General features: G+C 38.4%; 13 protein-coding genes and 2 pseudogenes. 13 read left to right on the top strand and 2 right to left on the bottom strand.

Annotated features, from left to right (window positions below):
- Positions 1-10 precede the first annotated feature (10 nt).
- From DJ533_RS16290 to DJ533_RS16235, 12 genes are all read left to right on the top strand, one after another.
- Positions 11-2,191 carry a carboxy terminal-processing peptidase gene (locus tag DJ533_RS16290; RefSeq protein WP_065993486.1) on the top strand — a complete coding sequence of 727 codons (2,181 nt, stop codon included), beginning with the start codon at positions 11-13 and terminating at the stop codon, positions 2,189-2,191.
- A gap of 222 nt (positions 2,192-2,413) precedes the next feature.
- Positions 2,414-4,471, top strand: coding sequence for a bifunctional diguanylate cyclase/phosphodiesterase (locus DJ533_RS16285; protein ID WP_065993487.1), 2,058 nt, complete (start codon positions 2,414-2,416; stop codon positions 4,469-4,471).
- Positions 4,472-4,677: 206 nt separating this feature from the next.
- Complete coding sequence (locus tag DJ533_RS16280) at positions 4,678-6,267, top strand: peptide chain release factor 3 (RefSeq protein ID WP_065993488.1); 1,590 nt, start codon at positions 4,678-4,680, stop codon at positions 6,265-6,267.
- A gap of 107 nt (positions 6,268-6,374) precedes the next feature.
- Positions 6,375-7,193 (top strand): hypothetical protein, encoded by an 819-nt coding sequence (locus DJ533_RS16275; protein ID WP_228716494.1) that lies wholly within the window; start codon positions 6,375-6,377, stop codon positions 7,191-7,193.
- Positions 7,194-7,286: 93 nt separating this feature from the next.
- A complete protein-coding gene (locus DJ533_RS16270; protein WP_065993489.1) occupies positions 7,287-8,279 on the top strand; it encodes an RsiV family protein in 993 nt (330 codons plus the stop codon).
- A gap of 21 nt (positions 8,280-8,300) precedes the next feature.
- Positions 8,301-9,125: a TatD family hydrolase gene (locus DJ533_RS16265; protein ID WP_065993490.1), complete on the top strand. Its 825-nt coding sequence runs from the start codon at positions 8,301-8,303 to the stop codon at positions 9,123-9,125.
- Between the two features lie 125 nt (positions 9,126-9,250).
- Positions 9,251-12,007, top strand: coding sequence for an aconitate hydratase AcnA (gene acnA / locus DJ533_RS16260; protein ID WP_065993491.1), 2,757 nt, complete (start codon positions 9,251-9,253; stop codon positions 12,005-12,007).
- Between the two features lie 107 nt (positions 12,008-12,114).
- A complete protein-coding gene (locus DJ533_RS16255) occupies positions 12,115-12,882 on the top strand; it encodes a hypothetical protein (RefSeq protein WP_148245843.1) in 768 nt (255 codons plus the stop codon).
- A 56-nt stretch (positions 12,883-12,938) separates the two neighbouring features.
- A complete protein-coding gene (locus DJ533_RS16250) occupies positions 12,939-13,706 on the top strand; it encodes a tRNA threonylcarbamoyladenosine dehydratase (protein WP_065993493.1) in 768 nt (255 codons plus the stop codon).
- Positions 13,707-13,883: 177 nt separating this feature from the next.
- Complete coding sequence (locus DJ533_RS16245; protein ID WP_065993494.1) at positions 13,884-14,417, top strand: hypothetical protein; 534 nt, start codon at positions 13,884-13,886, stop codon at positions 14,415-14,417.
- A 176-nt stretch (positions 14,418-14,593) separates the two neighbouring features.
- A complete protein-coding gene (locus tag DJ533_RS16240) occupies positions 14,594-14,998 on the top strand; it encodes a hypothetical protein (protein ID WP_065993495.1) in 405 nt (134 codons plus the stop codon).
- Positions 14,999-15,010: 12 nt separating this feature from the next.
- Positions 15,011-15,676, top strand: coding sequence for a CDP-alcohol phosphatidyltransferase family protein (locus tag DJ533_RS16235; RefSeq protein WP_065993496.1), 666 nt, complete (start codon positions 15,011-15,013; stop codon positions 15,674-15,676).
- Between the two features lie 58 nt (positions 15,677-15,734).
- On the opposite strand, the gene dusA is transcribed toward DJ533_RS16235, so the two are convergent.
- Positions 15,735-16,751 carry a tRNA dihydrouridine(20/20a) synthase DusA gene (dusA, locus tag DJ533_RS16230; RefSeq protein WP_065993497.1) on the bottom strand — a complete coding sequence of 339 codons (1,017 nt, stop codon included), beginning with the start codon at positions 16,749-16,751 and terminating at the stop codon, positions 15,735-15,737.
- 133 nt (positions 16,752-16,884) lie between these two features.
- Here dusA and DJ533_RS19005 point away from each other — a divergent pair.
- A pseudogene (locus tag DJ533_RS19005) lies at positions 16,885-17,288 on the top strand (integrase); the annotation flags it as partial.
- A 73-nt stretch (positions 17,289-17,361) separates the two neighbouring features.
- Here DJ533_RS19005 and DJ533_RS19000 read toward each other — a convergent pair.
- Positions 17,362-17,942, bottom strand: a pseudogene (locus DJ533_RS19000) (IS1 family transposase); the annotation flags it as partial.
- Positions 17,943-18,029 lie beyond the last annotated feature (87 nt).

Genomic DNA, 18,029 nt, shown 5'->3' with positions numbered 1-18,029 from the left:
CACACAATTTATGAAACTTCAAACAATCGCATGTGCAGTTGCTATCGCAACAGGTGGATTATTTTTTAATCATGCTATTACAGAGGCTATTGCCGCAACTGAACCAGCTTCTGTTTCAGCGTCTATTCAACCGACCAAAGAACAAGCTTTGGTGACACGTCAGTTGGCGACTTTGGTGGATCGTCAGCATTATTTGAATATGCGTTTGGATGCCACTACATCTGCACGTATTTTAGATATGTATGTAGATAGTTTGGATCCAGACCATTCTTTATTTTTAGCGCCTGAAATTGAACAGTATAAAAAGCAATATGGTGCATCATTGGGTGCTGCTTTAAAAGCTGGGGATTTAACAGGGCCGTATGCGATTCATGCGCAATATCGGGCACGTCTAAAAGAGTTTTATACCTATATGTTGGCTGAATTAAAAAAGCCACAAAACCTGAATCAGCCTGATGTTTATATTGAAACGGATCGTGAAAAATCACCATTTTTTAACAGTAAAGCGGAGCAAGAGCAGTACTGGAATAAAATGTTGGTGTCCCAACTCATCAATTTAACCATTACCAAACAAGAGGAACAGGCAAAACAAAAAGCCTTAAAAGATGATCCTTCTTTGGCAAATGGTCAGGATTTGACAGCATCTGAAGACTTAACACCTGTGCAGACATTGACCAAGCGCTATACTCGTCAGTTAGAGCGTATGGGGCGGGTGAAGAGTGACGATGTCCTTGAAAAAATCTTAAACTCAATGACATTAACCTATGATCCGCATAGTAATTATTTCCCACCGTTAGATGCGATCGAACTGAATCGTCAAACCACCTTGCAGCTTGAAGGGATTGGGGTGTCGATTCGTCCTGAACGTAGCAATGAAGATTACACCAAGATTGAAACCATCGTAGAAGGTGGACCTGCGAGTAAATCAGGGCAAGTCAAATCAGGGGATCGTATCATTGGTGTAGCACAAGATGGCGAGAAAATGATTGATGTCATTGGCTGGCCAAGTTCAGAAATTGTGGGATTGATTCGTGGTAAACGTGGCACCAAAGTGAGTATTAAACTCTTAGGTGCAGGTGCTTCGATGAATCAAGCGCGTACCGTGACATTGACCCGTGATGTGATTCAAGAAGAAGATGCTGGCGTGCGTTCTCGTACAGTTGAAGTCATGCGTGATGGTAAAAAGCATAAGTTTGGTGTGATTGAAATCCCATCTTTCTATTTGAACTATCGTGCACGTCGTGCAGGTAATGAATATCGCTCTGTGGCTGAAGATACCAATAAAGCATTGCAGTCATTAGCCAACGCTAAAATTGAAGGGATTATTATTGATTTGCGTAATAATCCAGGCGGCTCGCTAGAAGAAGTTGCAAAAATGATTGGACAGGTCGTTAAAGAAGGTCCAGTGGTGCAAATTCGTGATGGTAATGGCACGGTAAATGTGTTTGAGGATACGGATGGTGGTGCGCAAACCTACGCAGGTCCATTGGCAGTCTTGGTCAATCTTGCATCCGCTTCAGCAAGTGAAATTTATTCTGCTGCGATTCAGGATTATGGTCGTGGTGTAGTTTTAGGAAGTACCACCACAGGTAAAGGAACCGCACAAGTTCAGTTGGACAGTTTAGCGTATGGTCAAGCGACATTAACGCAACGTAAGTTTTACCGTATTACGGGGGGAAGTACCCAAAATAAAGGTGTAATTCCAGACATTAAGTTGGTGGATATTTATGATGAAGAGTTTGGTGAGCGGAAAGCTAAAAATGCCTTGAAATGGGACACGATTCCAACTGCGCCATTTAAACGTGAAGGTTTAATTCAGCCACACGTGGCACAATTGGCTGAACAGTCAAAATTACGTGTAAATGCCGATCCTCAATTTCAATATCTAGCAGCGCGTAAAGCCATCTCACAACATACCAAAGATCAAAAACAGGTCGTATTAGATATTGAGAAACGTAAAGCTGAGTTGAATGAGCTTGAGTTGAAAACTTTAGCTGCGGAAAATAAACGTCGTGCTGAAACTGGCTTAAAAGCTTATCCGAACTGGGAAAGTTATCAAGCTTCTTTAGATGCACTGGCTGAGTCTCGTGCGAAAATGAAAGCCAATAAACGACCAGCTTTACCTGAAGAAGAAACTTTTGTCACTGAAGCAGCAAATGTATTAATTGATCTTGCTCAACTGCAAAAGTAAGCGCAACTAAATACTCTGTTAATCATATGTAAAAAAGCATATTTCGATATGCTTTTTTCTTGTCTAAAAAATTAAGAATAACTTGACCTTCAATAAGATAATGCTATTTTAATCCTATATTTTTTACTCTTTAAAAGGTGAACCTTCACACTGTTTTATGCTGTATTTTTCGATTGAATAACACAAGTATGAAAGCGAGTGTAAGTGTTTCTATGGTTTCAGATGCTAGACAACATTGATCTAATTTTAGGTGCTGCTGTACTCGCATTCATCGCAAGTGGGTTGTTGATGTGTGTAGAGAAGCTCATCAAGAAAAAAGATAAAGTTGTCTATAGAAGGGCGATATTAGTTGCCTTTGGTAGTTGCTTTGGTTTGTGTGTCTGGGGCATTCATTTTTTGGGAATGCAAAATTATTTGCCTGATACCTATAGTTTTAAGCTAGGTTTATCTTGTTACTCTTATTTTATTGTTGTACTTGCATCTGTGTTTTCTGCATGGGTGATTACCCAAAATAAATTACCGTGTTCACGTTTGTTACTGTGCTCATTATTCATGGGTACAGGTATTTCTGGTATGCATTATCTAGCGTTAATGGCAGTCAATTTACCTGAACATGAAATTCATTATGACCCAATATGGGTCATTCTTTTGATTGTTATCAGCATCATTGTTTCAGGGTTTAGTCTTTGGTTCGCTTTTAAAGCAAAAAATAGTGTATATGCCAAGCACTGGATGAGAGTTACAATTTTTTTGATGCTTGTAATCAGCTTGATGGGGCTTTATTACACAGGCATGACAGCCGCTTCTTTTTATAATTTTACAGAAGTTCCACATTTAGATGATGGGGCGCAGCACTCTCAAGAAATGCTGCTGCTCAGTATGATGTTTTTTACGTGCGTGGTTTTAGCATCAGCCTGTTTGGTTGCAGTATTAGAATTACGGTTGGAAGAGCGAAATTTACAACTCCTAAAAATTAATGAAGAATTGGAAAATTTAACATTACAAGACAATTTAACTAAATTACCGAATCGCTTGTTTTTACAAGATCATATCGAAAAGTTATTTCAACGTTATAAATTAACCCATCAAAAATTTGCATTGATTTATTTGGATTTAGATTTTTTTAAAGCGGTGAATGATAACTTTGGCTATCAAGTTGGAGATCATTTACTGGTTGCTTTGACAGAGCGTCTACAAAGTGTTTTGGATGATAATCAGATTTTACTGCGCTTAGGCGGAGATGAGTTTTTAATCATTTTGCCACAGATTAAAGAGTTTCAACTCGAAAGCATTGCTGAAAAAATTTTAGTCAAAGTTCAAGAGCGTTTTTTGATTGAACATAAACAAATCAATATTTCAGCCAGTTTAGGCATCGTACTTTATCCTGATCATGGGCAGTCTTTACACGACTTGTTAACACATGCGGATACTGCAAAAATGCTTGCTAAAGAACAAGGGCGTAATACTTTTTGTATTTATAGTGCTAGTTCTGAGCAATATTTTCAGCATCGTCATCAATCTAAACTGATTAATGATTTGTATCGTGCTGTCGATGAACAGCAATTTGTTTTATATTATCAAGCCAAATTTTTAGCAGATTATCAAATTTGTGGTGCAGAAGCGCTAATTCGTTGGCAACATCCAACGCTGGGTTTGCTTGCGCCGAACAGATTCATTGAGGCAGCAGAACAAACGGGTTTGATTATTCGTATGGGCTATTGGGCACTCGAACAAGCCTGCATGCAATTACACGTATGGCATGAAAAAAAACTACCATTTTGCCAAATTGCAGTGAATTTATCCGCCGTTCAGTTTGAACATAAACATCTTGTTTCCACCTTAGATAAATTAATTAAAAAATATAAAATTCAACCTAAAGAGTTGGTTTTAGAAATTACTGAATCAACCGCAATGCATCATATTGAAAAGAGCATTTGCACGTTTGAGCGTTTAAGGGCATTAGGTGTTTTGCTGGCAATTGACGACTTTGGTACTGGGCATTCAAGTTTTTTGTATTTAAAAGATTTACCTGTGGATGAATTGAAAATTGATCGTGAGTTTATTCGCAACTTATGTGAAGGTTCTAAAGATGAGATTATTTTAGAAAGTATTATTCATTTAGCGATTCGACTTGGATTGGTTGTGACTGCTGAAGGCGTGGAAACAGAGCAACAAGCAGAAATCTTAAAACGCTTAGGTTGCCAGCAACTACAGGGTTATTTGTTGGGCAAACCGATGCCTATCCAGTGTTTGGAAGCTAAATATTTTGCAGGGTCTTGATTGAGGAAAGAAACAGGATTGGCTCAAAGAAAATGATAAATATTTCAAAAATAAAAATACGTCTAGAAATGAAACATGTCTAATTTATTAGCGGATAGTCACGTATTCATATACAATTACGCCAATTTTTAATTTATTTTCTCTCACACAAAACACCTCAATTTGAAGTGGTGTATAAAATTGTGTGCCAATTTAAGATTTAGTTTATGTTTAAAGAGCAATTAGCAAAAGAAGTTGCGGCACGCCGAACCTTTGCCATCATTTCGCATCCCGATGCGGGTAAAACAACCATGACAGAAAAACTGTTGTTATGGGGACAAGCGATTCAGGTTGCAGGAATGGTAAAAAGTCGTAAAGCTGATCGTGCTGCGACTTCTGACTGGATGGAAATGGAAAAAGAGCGTGGGATTTCGATCACCACCTCAGTGATGCAGTTTCCGTTTAAAGATAAGATGATCAACTTGCTCGATACGCCAGGGCATGAGGACTTTTCTGAAGATACTTATCGTACTTTAACCGCAGTCGACTCAGCATTGATGGTGATTGATGGCGCAAAAGGGGTCGAAGACCGTACCATCAAACTGATGGATGTGTGTCGTATGCGTGATACACCCATCATTTCATTTGTCAACAAAATGGATCGTGAAATCCGTGAGCCCTTAGAGTTGCTTGATGAGATTGAAAACGTCCTTAAAATTAAGTGTGTTCCTTTGACTTGGCCGTTGGGTACAGGACGTGATTTTGCAGGGGTCTACAATTTAATCGAAGAAAAATTTTACGTCTATAAAGCAGGTTTTGGTTCTACCATTACCGACATCGAAGTTCGTGATGGATACGATCATGCTGACTTACGTGAAAAAGTGGGTGAATTGGCATGGGCTGCATTTGAAGAATCTTTAGAGTTGGTGCAAATGGCAAATGAGCCATTAGATCGTGAAGAATTTTTGACAGGTCGTCAAACCCCTGTCTTGTTTGGTACAGCCTTGGGTAATTTTGGTGTAGATCATGTCTTGGATGCGTTCAGTAATTATGCACCACCACCCAAAGCGCATCCGACAGAAGTACGTACGGTAGAAGCGACTGAGGAAGGCTTTACAGGTTTCGTCTTTAAAATTCAAGCTAATATGGACCCGAAACATCGTGACCGTATCGCATTTATGCGTATCTGTTCAGGTCGTTATGAAAAAGGCTTGAAAATGAAGCATGTGCGTATCGACAAAGATGTACGTATTAGTGATGCTTTGACCTTCCTTGCAGGCGATCGTCAGCATTTGGAAGAAGCTTGGCCAGGTGACATCATTGGTTTACATAACCACGGTACCATTCAAATCGGGGATACCTTTACTTCAGGTGAAAAATTACAATTCACGGGTATTCCACACTTTGCCCCTGAGATGTTTCGCCGTGTTCGTCTAAAAGACCCTTTGAAATCGAAACAACTACAAAAAGGTTTAAAAGAGCTTTCAGAAGAAGGTGCAACGCAAGTCTTTATGCCACAAAACAGCAACGACTTGATCGTAGGTGCAGTCGGTGTGCTTCAGTTTGAAGTGGTGGCATATCGCTTGAAAGAAGAATACAAAGTCGATTGTATTTATGAACCTGTGAGTATTAACACGGTGCGTTGGGTATCTTGTAGCGATGAGAAGAAATTCAATGAATTTAAGAAAAAAGCGCATGATCAATTGTCTGTTGATGGCGGTGGTCACTTGACTTATCTTGCACCAAGTCGTGTAAATCTACAGTTGATGCAAGAGCGTTATCCTGATATTGAATTCCGTGCGACACGGGAACACTAATCATAGATAGTGATATATCATTCGATTTGATCAAAACAGCTTCCTTGTGAAGCTGTTTTATTTCGCTCAAAATACCGCAACAGTTATTGACAATAATGGAGAATGCAATGCACATTCAAAAACGATTTATGCTGATGCTTTGCATGGGTATATTTTTGTCAGCATGTGATTCAAACAATAAAACTGCACAACAAGAAAAATCTAAAGACATTTCCGTACAACCAGTAGAAAAAGCAGAAGTTTTACCCTATTTAAATATCCAAGAAGCTAAAGCAGATTATGCTGTTCCATTTTGTGAAAAGAAAAACTGTATTGATATCGACATTCAAACATTAAAAACTCAAGACAAATGGTTAAATAGTTGGATTGCCAACAATCAATCCAAAGTGATTCAAGATCAGATCGGTCTGAAACAAAATATGAGTTTACAACAAGCTGTAAATGCGTATGTGAAACAGTCGGATGCATGGCAAGAAGAGTTTTCTAAAAATAAAGCCTATGAATTGCACTTAAGTACACGTATGGCATCGCAGCGTAATCAATATGTCTTATTACAATTGTCTGTGAATACACAACAAGCTGAAGTTGCGGTCAAAGAACGTCAATATTTTTTTGTAGCAGATCGTAAGACACAGAAAAGTTTAAGTATTTTGGATGTAATTCAATCAAAAAAACAAACTAAACTGAATACATGGGTACAAGAAAAATATCAAGCATGGCTCAAAGATCAAGACAGTTTGGTACAAAAATCTGCACCTAAGAAGTTGTATTGGGGGCAGTCAGATTGGTTCTTTGATGGTGAAGGTGTGGGTTTACATTATCGCGCAGGAGAAATCGTGGAAGATGCCAAGCAGTTAGATATTTATTTTTCCAAACAACAAACTCAGGAAGTTTTGCAAGCACAAGTCTTTCAGCAGATGTTTTAAGTTCAGATACAAATAAAGATTGAGCAGCATGCACAGGAAGCATAAGCTAGAACGATACCTTGTTTATTCAATTTTGTTTTAAGGTTTTATGAGATGTTAGATCAGAAACGTACTTTGGTATTGTCCATGTTGATGGCAACTTTTGCATTATCTGCTTGTCAGCCTAAAGCAGATCAAAAAGAGCAAAAACAACCTGTAGAACAAAGCAGTAGTTCCGAAGCTGTGGATACAACGTTGACTTTGCAAGGGCAATCAGAAAAAGTGGCTGTTGAATTGCCTGAGTGTAGCGGGAATAGCTGCCCCGAATTTTCGGTAGAGCGCTTACATACTAATCAGTTTGTGGTCGATAATATCATTGACCAAGCGATTTTGAAGAACTTAGATCAAATCTTGGATGTGGGTAATCAGAGCAAAAGCATTCAAGAGGAAAAAAAGAAAACTGAACAACAGCAAAAACAAGATGAGCAGCAAGCCAGTAGTAGTGTTATTGCAGCCAATGCCGCAAAAACACCAGCTCAATCTATGGCAGATCAGTTAAAACCTTATGTTGCGACTTTTACCGCTTTACAGCAAGAGCTTTTAAGTCTTGGTGCAAGTAGTAAAATCAGTGTAAGTGTCAGCCCTAAAATTTTAAACTCAACAGAACCATTGGCAACAGTTGTCTTAAATACCAGTAGTTATTTAGGAGGCGCACATGGTTCAGCATCACAGGTATATTATAACTTTGATTTGAAACATCAAAAGCAAGTAGGCTTAGATGATATTATTGCGCCAAATCAAAAGAAAGAATTAGAAAAACTGGCATATGAAGCATTTAAAGTTTGGGTGACTGACAATAAGTTAGCCGATAATTTGCAAGAGTATGAGCAAGTTTGGAAATTTAAATTATCGAATAATTTTTATTTAGGAAAGAATGGCTTAATTCTTCAATATGGAGAATATGAGATTGGTCCTTATGTGGTGGGATTACCGCGTTTAGAAATCCCTTATAGCGCATTAAAAACTGTTCTCAAACAGCCTTATTTGCCTGCAGAATTGTTGGTAGATCAACCTGCATCAGCAACTCTTGCTGCAAAAAATAAATAACACAAGAACGAGGACAATATCATGTCTAAGTTGGCTTTGTTTGATACCCATACCCATTTTGATGTTCCTGATTTTGATCAAGATCGAGAATCCTTGGCGTATCAAGCCAAAGCTGTTGGTGTAGACGCTTTAATTTTAATTGGTTTTGTGCAAGAGCGTTTTGCAGATTTAATCGATACGCATCATTATTTAAATCAGCTCATACAAGCACCGTGTAGTTATTTGGCACCTGGTTTACATCCTTTTTATATCGAACAACACCAAGACGAACACCTTAGCCAACTTGAAAATATTCTCCAACATGAAGACTGCGTGGCGATTGGTGAAATCGGTTTAGACACATTTTTAATGCAACATAAACAGCCTGAATGCTTACAAAAACAAAAGCAATTTTTTGCAGCACAGTTAGATTTGGCAAAGCAATTTGAACACCCAGTGTTGCTTCATATTCGCAAATCTCATGCAGATGTTTTGGCGATACTAAAACAACATCAATTTAAAAATGGGGGTATCGCCCATGCCTTTAGCGGTGGTGTAGAAGAAGCCAAAGCATTTATTAAGCTGGGTTTCAAGATTGGTGTGACAGGACAGATTACCAACCCCAATGCTAAAAAACTGATCAAGGTGGTACAGGAGATTGGGGCAGAGCATTTGGTTTTAGAAACCGATTGTCCCGATATGACCCCTTTATGCTGTCAGACTTCCACTGAGCATCGTACGCGAAATACCCCAGTTAATCTGCCTTATGTGCTTGAAGGCTTGGCAAAACAACTTCATATTTCTCCTAAAATATTAGCGCCTATTCTTTGGGAAAACTCATTACAAGCCCTAAACTTAAAACTCTAATTTTGGTGAATATGTTAAAAATTAACCAATCAATAACACGCCTAAAGCTAAATTGACTTACATTAGAATTATAGTAAATTTTTATGATTGAATAAAAAATATATCTCGCCAAAGGAGCATCACCTATGGGCACATACAGCCAGAAAAATAGTTTCCAAGCCTTAAAAGATTTACAGGTTGGTTCAGCGCATTACAAAATTTTTAGCCTCCAAGCAGCACAAACACAGCTCGATGACTTTTCACAACTCCCAAAATCATTGAAAGTATTATTAGAAAATTTACTGAGATTTGAAGATGATCTCACCGTAAAAACTGAACATATTTTAGCTTTGGTGAATTGGCAAAAAACACAACGCTCTGATCAGGAAATTCAATATCGACCTGCACGTGTTTTGATGCAAGATTTTACAGGTGTGCCTGCGGTGGTCGATTTGGCAGCCATGCGTGCCGCTGTTGCCAAAGCTGGCGTTGATCCTGAAAAAATTAATCCTTTGTCACCTGTAGATTTGGTGATCGACCACTCTGTGATGGTGGACTATTTCGCAACGCCACAAGCCTTTGAAGAGAATGTCGATATCGAAATGCAGCGTAACGGAGAACGTTACCAGTTTTTACGTTGGGGACAGTCTGCATTTGATAATTTCAGTGTCGTCCCCCCAGGCACAGGGATTTGCCATCAGGTAAACTTAGAATACTTGGCGCAAGCCGTTTGGACAGCAGAACATGATGGTGAAAAATTTGCTTTCCCAGATACTTTAGTGGGAACAGACTCACACACTACCATGATCAATGGTTTGGGCGTACTCGGTTGGGGCGTTGGTGGTATTGAAGCAGAAGCAGCCATGTTGGGACAGCCGATTTCGATGCTGATTCCTGAAGTGATTGGCTTTAAATTAACAGGAAAATTAAAAGAAGGTATTACTGCGACAGACTTGGTACTGACCATTACGCAAATGCTCCGTCAAAAAGGTGTGGTTGGCAAATTTGTTGAGTTCTATGGTGATGGTTTAGCAGATTTACCACTGGCTGACCGGGCAACTATTGCCAATATGGCCCCTGAATATGGCGCAACTTGCGGTTTCTTCCCTGTTGATGAAATCACTTTAGATTATCTAAGACTGACAGGACGTAGTGCAGAACGTATTGCTTTGGTTGAGGCATATTGTAAAGCGCAAGGTTTATGGCGAAATACAGGTGATGAGCCTATTTTTACTGATGTATTGAGCCTAGACATGGGGACAGTACAAGCCAGTGTTGCAGGGCCTAAACGTCCACAAGATCGAGTCGTTTTAGCCGATATTCCACAGGTCTTTGATGCATTAATGGCATTAGATTTAAAACCTGCCAAAGAAGACAAAGAACGTTTAATGAATGAAGGGGGGGCAGGAGCGGCTGTGGATGCAAAACAATCTGCGCTGCAAAATGATGAACCGCATTGTGTGATTGAGGGTAAACGTTATCCATTGGTAGATGGGGATGTCGTGATTTCAGCGATTACCTCATGTACTAATACCTCTAACCCAAGTGTGATGCTTGCAGCAGGACTTTTAGCGAAAAAAGCTGTTGAAAAAGGTTTACATCGTAAACCTTGGGTGAAAAGTTCTCTTGCACCAGGTTCAAAAGTGGTGACGGATTATTTGGCTGCGGCAGGGCTGACACCGTATTTAGATCAATTGGGTTATAACTTGGTCGGTTATGGTTGTACTACCTGTATCGGCAACTCAGGTCCTTTACCGAAGCCAATTGAAGATGCGATCCAGTGTTATGACTTAAATGTTGCTTCGGTACTTTCAGGTAATCGTAACTTTGAAGGGCGTGTTCATCCATTGGTAAAAACCAATTGGTTGGCATCACCGCCATTGGTGATCGCTTTTGGTTTGATGGGGACGATTCGCAAAGACATTACCCAAGAGCCTTTGGGCGTGGATTCACAAGGTCAGGCTGTATATTTGAAAGATATTTGGCCAACCCAAGCCGAAATTGATGCGGCACTGCAAAAAGTCAATACACAGATGTACCATAAAGAATATGCAGAAGTATTTGATGGTGATGAAAAATGGCAAGCGATTCAAATTCCAGACAGTCAAACTTATGAGTGGAATCCGCAATCCACTTATATTCGTCATCCACCATTTTTTGATGGTATCGATCAGCCTGCAAAACCGATTCAAGATATTGTAAATGCAAATATTTTAGCAGTGCTTGGCGATTCGGTGACCACTGATCATATTTCACCTGCGGGAAATATTAAAGTAGATAGTCCAGCAGGGCGTTATTTGTTGGCACAAGGTGTGGCACAAAAAGACTTTAATTCCTACGGCTCACGCCGTGGTAATCATGAAGTGATGATGCGTGGAACATTTGCCAATATTCGCATCAAAAACGAAATGTTAGGCGGTGAAGAGGGAGGCAATACCTTATATATTCCCACAGGAGAAAAGCTTGCCATTTATGATGCCGCAATGAAATACCAAGCGACACAAACGCCATTGGTGATCATCGCAGGAAAAGAGTATGGTACGGGCTCATCACGAGATTGGGCAGCGAAAGGCACCAACTTACTCGGTGTAAAAGCGGTGGTTGCAGAGAGTTTTGAGCGGATTCACCGTTCAAATTTGGTGGGTATGGGCGTGTTACCTTTACAGTTTGTGAATAATCAAAGTCGTCAAAGTTTAAATCTCACAGGACACGAGCAATTGTCTATTAGGGGGCTGTCAGATGAGTTGCAACCGCATCAAAGTCTGAATGTGGAGCTAAAACGTGCAGATGGCTCAATTGAGCAGTTTAAAGTACTGTGTCGTATTGATACTTTGAATGAAGTGGAATATTTTAAAGCAGGCGGTATTTTACATTATGTCTTACGTAACTTGATTGCCTCATAAAATATTCAGTTCTCCAAGCCCTACCTAGAATGTAGGGCTTTTTTTATCGGTTTGTATGGGCATGTTTGAGAACCGAAAGATTTTAAATTGAGCTAAAGGACTTTAAGGTGACCAAGAAAAATAAGATCTTGATGTTATTTGTATTATTAATGATTTCTAATTTAACATTTTCTAAACCACAGCAAATCATTTTTAAAAAGCAACATATCAGCGTATTACAAAACCAACAATTATGTGAACTTCTCAGTGAACGTTGTCAACAAAAACCGAACTGGACACTTTATAAAACAGCACAACAACAATATTATTTGATTGATGATTTAAAACTGTATCAACTTAAAAGTGAAAATAGAAAATGGCGTATCCAAGTAAAATGGGACTTTTCTGATTATTCAGCAAAGACTCAAACACCGCATTGGGCAACATTTCAGCAAGATGATCAAAAAAACTTATCTATTTTTCCAAAATTATTTCCTGTGAGCACGACAGAGTATGCAATTGCCATTGTTGGATCATGGAGTGAGGGATATTCAGGTGGTGGAATGGGAGAAGAAGTCGCAGATTTTTTAAAAGTTAAAAATAATGGGCAATACCTACAAGTTTTCCAAAATATTCCGTTGTCTATGTATCGCATGGTTCGCGCATGTTTTTCTGAAGCGGATTATGTAGAAGCACAAGGAAATTGCCATGATGAGTATGGTTTAGGCAGTCAAATTGAGTATGTAAAACCTTATGTATGGCAAGTGAAATATCATTTTCAGGCAGATTTTTCGCCTGTATCCGATACAGGAACAAAACCTATTAATTTACATAAAACTTATCTATTAAAAGACAATCGGGCAGATGAGATCGTATTGCCTGAAACATGGAATTAGCTTTCTTAAAGCTGAATTTGCTAAAATGGTTTTAAATTTTTTGTTGATTGAAGAGCATGACTGATTTACCTCAAAATGATGAATATGACCGCCGTTTTGCAGGTGTTGCAAAAATTTATGGTGATGATGAGTTTCAACATTATGAAAAAAGTCATGTGATGGTGATCGGAATTGGGGGTGTCGGTTCTTGGGCGGTTGAAGCTTTAGCACGTACAGGGATTGGTGAGTTAACTTTGGTTGATATGGATTCGATTGCTGCCTCAAATATCAATCGCCAATTGCCTGCGATGACTTCGACATTAGGACAAGAAAAAATTGAAGTGATGGCAGAGCGTTGCCGTTCGATTAATCCTAGAATTAAAATCAATTTAGTTGATGATTACTTAAATGCTGACAATATCAAAGAAATTTTGGCAGACAGACCAGATCTTATTTTAGATTGTATTGATGACGTTAAAGCCAAATTGGCTTTAATGTTGCATTGTCGTTTTAATAAAATTCCATTAATCGTATCGGGTGGAGCTGGAGGAAAATTAGACCCACTTAAAATCCGTGTAGCTGATTTATCCAAAACTGAACAAGACCCAATGTTAGCGAAGTTACGTACTCAATTACGTGCTATGGGCATTTGCAAAAAACCAAAAGATAAATTCGGCATTACTTGTGTGTATTCGACTGATAATCCATTTTCGAGTGCAGATGTATGTGCAAGTGCAGGTTTACGTTGTGGCGGTTACGGTTCGGCAGTTGTTGTGACATCAAGTTTTGCGATGGTGGCTGTGGCAGAAGTGTTGAAAAAGTTGGATAAAATAAAATCTAAATAGAGAGTAAAAATGGCAAAGTTGATTATCAAATAAAACTAATACTCATTAATTTAAATCAAGACGCATTTGAGTTAAATCAATATGCTGTGGTTTGATAGATAAAAATTTTACCCATTGTTTTATTTAGTTTATAAATGAGATACTTATGCAATAAAAAATTAGCATTTGGGAGGGGAAATGCGGTCATTATTATTGGTATTATTCATCGTTTTTGCTGTGGGTTGTAATTACTTTATATCGACAGATCAAATCGCCAAAGACGTTAAAGAGCAAATTCAACAAGAATTTGATACGCAGTCGCAATTTAAAGATTATCATTTTAAAATTAGGGATTTAACGGTAATCAAACAACAAGGAAACCAGTATAAAGGCTTGGCTGAAGTGGAGTATGAGGGACAAGTGCATCGTATTGCTGTGAATATTTTAATGGATGGTGAAAAATACATTTGGGAAATTCCAGCAGAAAATTTTAATTTTGTGCGTAATAGTGAACTTGAAAAATACCAAAAAGAGTTGGATGATCGGCTAAATAGTATGCAACTTGAAGCTGAAGATCATCTTTCTTATTCAAGAGAAACAGAGGGGGCTGATGCAAAAGCGGATGGCGCTGATGAAACTTATTATAGTGAAGAAGATGTGCAATCTGCAGCAGAAGAAGCGGTAGAAGCTGCGGCAATGGCTGAGGGAGAAACCGTATACGAGTCGCAATAATTCAAGTAAAGATAAGACTGATTTTTTAATTTATTAGGTCAGTCTTATTTTTATCAATATTTAAAGTCAACGTTGAGACTTGATTTAGCAATAAAAAACCTAAAAAACTGCCATTGTGTCAGTGCAATGAATCTACTAGAGTGACTTTAGTTTAATCCTATATGCTATCGTAAAAGATGAATAAAACAATTAAAAATACCCAACGTTATAATTTTTTATCTGCTTTTTTTGCATTTCTACTTTGGGGCTCATGGTCATTTTATATCAATATGAGTCAAGGTAGCTTAAAAGCTGGGATCATTTCAGGGCTTGCACAAGGTATTTGTAGCTTTATTATTACTTTATTCATTACACACTTGATTGAAAAACAGTTTAATTTTTATCAAGCCAAGTTTTTAAAAATATTCCTTCCCCCCATTTGCACGATTTTTTTAACGGGGAGTGGGCTTGTTTTGGTACATAACCTGATTCATACCCCAAATATTGTAAAAACAGTCGTACCTGCATTAACTGTCGCTTTTATTTTTGCTTTTGTTACTAATTTAAAACTTTATAAGCAATATCAAAATGTTGAATTGTGAGGGAAATAAAAGATGCCACTAGAAAATAATTCATCTGAAAACCGTCGACCACTGAAAGTGCGTGGCGTAGGACTGGTGAATCAATTTGCCAAATGGTTAAGTCAAAAGTCAATTACGCCTAATCACATTTCATTGCTCAGTATTGTTTTTGCAGCGTTTGCCGCAGCATATTTATTTGCTGTGCCATATTATGTTGGAATGACACAACTCGGATTGTATCTTTTAGCGGCATTGTTTATTCAAGGGCGTTTATTATGTAATTTATTTGATGGCTTGGTCGCGATTGAAGGTGGCAAGTCAACAGCTTCAGGTGAATTATTTAATGATATTCCAGATCGGATTTCTGATCCTTTGATTATCATTGCAGCAGGTTATTCGATCGTCTGTGTAGGCTATGGTGATATTTTAGGATGGTGTGGTGCATTGTTGGCAGTATTGACTGCTTATGTACGGACATTAGCGGTATCGATTGGTGCACCTGCCAATTTTACTGGTCCAATGGCAAAACAACATCGTATGGCATTATTAACAGTAGCTTGTGTTCTTAGTGCAGTTGAACAGTGGATTTGGCAACATGATTTTGTGATGCTGGCTGCATTGGTGCTGTTAAATCTAGGTGCAGCAATCACAACATGGCGTAGAGCTGCTTTGGCATATCGCTTTTTAGAAAATAAATAATGCAAACATTGCTGTAAATATTCATATAAATGAGCTCCCAATTCGGGAGCTTATTGCTTTAGTTTTGTTTTTCTAACATATAGTCTTCAGTACGTTTCATGGCTTGTTTAATGTTGGAAATTGCATTTTCAAGATCTGCAAAAGTTTTGGCATTGCCTCCACTGAGCGCTTGACGCCATTTTCGTGCACCGGGAAGATTTTGAAATAAACCTAAAATATGACGAGTAATGATCGACAATGGCGCACCTTCTTGCATACGTTTGGCAATATAAGGCATCATTTGCTCCATGATTTCAAAGCGGTCTGGTGCTTCCAAGTTCCAAAGTTGACCGAGTTCAGCCAGTAAATAAGGATTATGATAAGCTTCTCGACCAATCATCACACCATCGACATATTTTAAATGTTCTTGGGTTTCAGTAAAGGTTTTGATGCCGCCATTGATTTCGATGAGTAATTCGGGACGATCTTGTTTTAAACGATAAACATCCTCATAGCGAAGCGGTGGAACATCACGATTTTCTTTGGGTGATAAACCTTGTAGTAGTGCGATTCGGGCATGCACGATAAAGTTATCACAACCTGTTTCTGCCACTGTATCGACAAAGTGCAGCATTTCTTCATAAGATTGCATGTTATCAATGCCGATTCGGTGTTTTACCGTGACAGGAATATTGACAGCGTTACGCATTTCCGAAATACATTCAGCCACGAGATCAGGCTCTGCCATCAAACATGCACCGATCTTATTATTTTGCACACGGTCACTTGGGCAGCCAACGTTGAGGTTGACTTCATCATAACCCCAATCCTGTGCCATCTTGCTACAGAGTGCTAAATCTTTAGGATTTGAGCCACCTAGCTGTAATACAATTGGATGTTCTTCATGATTATAATCTAAATGGCGATTTGCCCCACCATAGATAATAGCTCCTGTAGTGACCATTTCTGTGTATAGAATGATATTGGGATTAAATAAACGGGCAAAAAAACGATAATCGCGAGTTGTCCAATCCATCATCGGTGCAACACTGATTCGCGGAGATTGAGTGTTTTCAATGTTTTTGTTAATAGTCATTAAAAATCATACCTTTAATCTATATTTCGCAACCTGCGAGAATCTGTTCTAACCTGTGTTTAGGTGGGTTAATCGGTTTGCATTTACACCAAATTTTACACCATAATCAAAAAAACAGGTTGTGGTGTAAATTATGGGGTCAATTACAGTAAGGAAAGGTGCAGATGGTAAAGTTAACTATCGTGCCGCGATTCGACTTAATCGAAAGGGCTTTCCTACACTTTCTGAAAGTAAAACATTTCACTCAAAGAAGTTAGCTGAAAACTGGATTAAGAAATGAGAAGTCGAAATTCAAGACAATCCTGATATTTTACTGGGCAAAGAAAAGCTGATTGATCTGACCTTATCAGATGCCATAGATAAATATTTGGATGAAGTCGGGAGCGAGTATGGAAGGACGAAACGCTATTCTCTGCTCTTAATTAAGAATCTACCAATCGCGCGCGCAATATTATCACAAAAATTAAGCTAGCCGATATTTCTGACCATGTTGCGTTATGTAAGAAGGCATATTCCAAATTGGATTTGAAATCTATCTACATCAAGTTTACGATTAGACTTGTCTTTTAATTTTAGGTTTTTAGGAAGTGTTTCAAAAAGTATGCTGGCATTAAATGAATCCATTGTTGATATAAAAGAACACTAAATCAAAGGTTTTGAAATGATTTTAAAACCTTTAGGAAAAGTTACAATCCTACTAAACCCTTGCCTAATCCGATGGCGTAAGCGACGATTATTGCCTTCAATACCCACAGTGAAAAACTTACCAATCAACTGTTTATATTTTTTAAAGATCGTAATCAAGCTATCCTAATTTTCACTTGATATACAGTATCGCTCACATCTAACTGCTTTAATTTAAATCGTTTTACTGTGTCTAAATCTCGTTCACCTCATACATAGGCAATGATTTCACCTGTTTCTTGATGATAGGCATAAATTAACCACTGCTTAATTACTGAAAAAAGTCTAAAACTCATCTACCTCAAGCGTTTCATAATAATTTTGCCGTGCTTGAAGTTGATATTTTGATTGACTGAGTGTATGTAAAATCTTACCAATACTCACTCTCTCAACTTCGGCAATATCCCTGATACCACTGCCTCGTACCACCAAATGTAGTATTTTGATTTTGCTACCAGAGTGACAGCGTTGATAACTCAGTGCGTGATCACCGCTAAATTGACGTTTGTATATTTGGTTGCCTTTATAGAAAAAATTACATACTACAAATGTCAAAACGCTTTAGTTGAATGAGCTACCAAAGTCATGATGAAT

The sequence above is a fragment of the Acinetobacter defluvii genome (genome assembly GCF_001704615.3).
GTDB classification, from domain to species: Bacteria; Pseudomonadota; Gammaproteobacteria; order Pseudomonadales; family Moraxellaceae; genus Acinetobacter; species Acinetobacter defluvii.
Note: the sequence above shows the minus strand (reverse complement) of the source record. Positions and strands in the feature narration are given on the sequence as shown.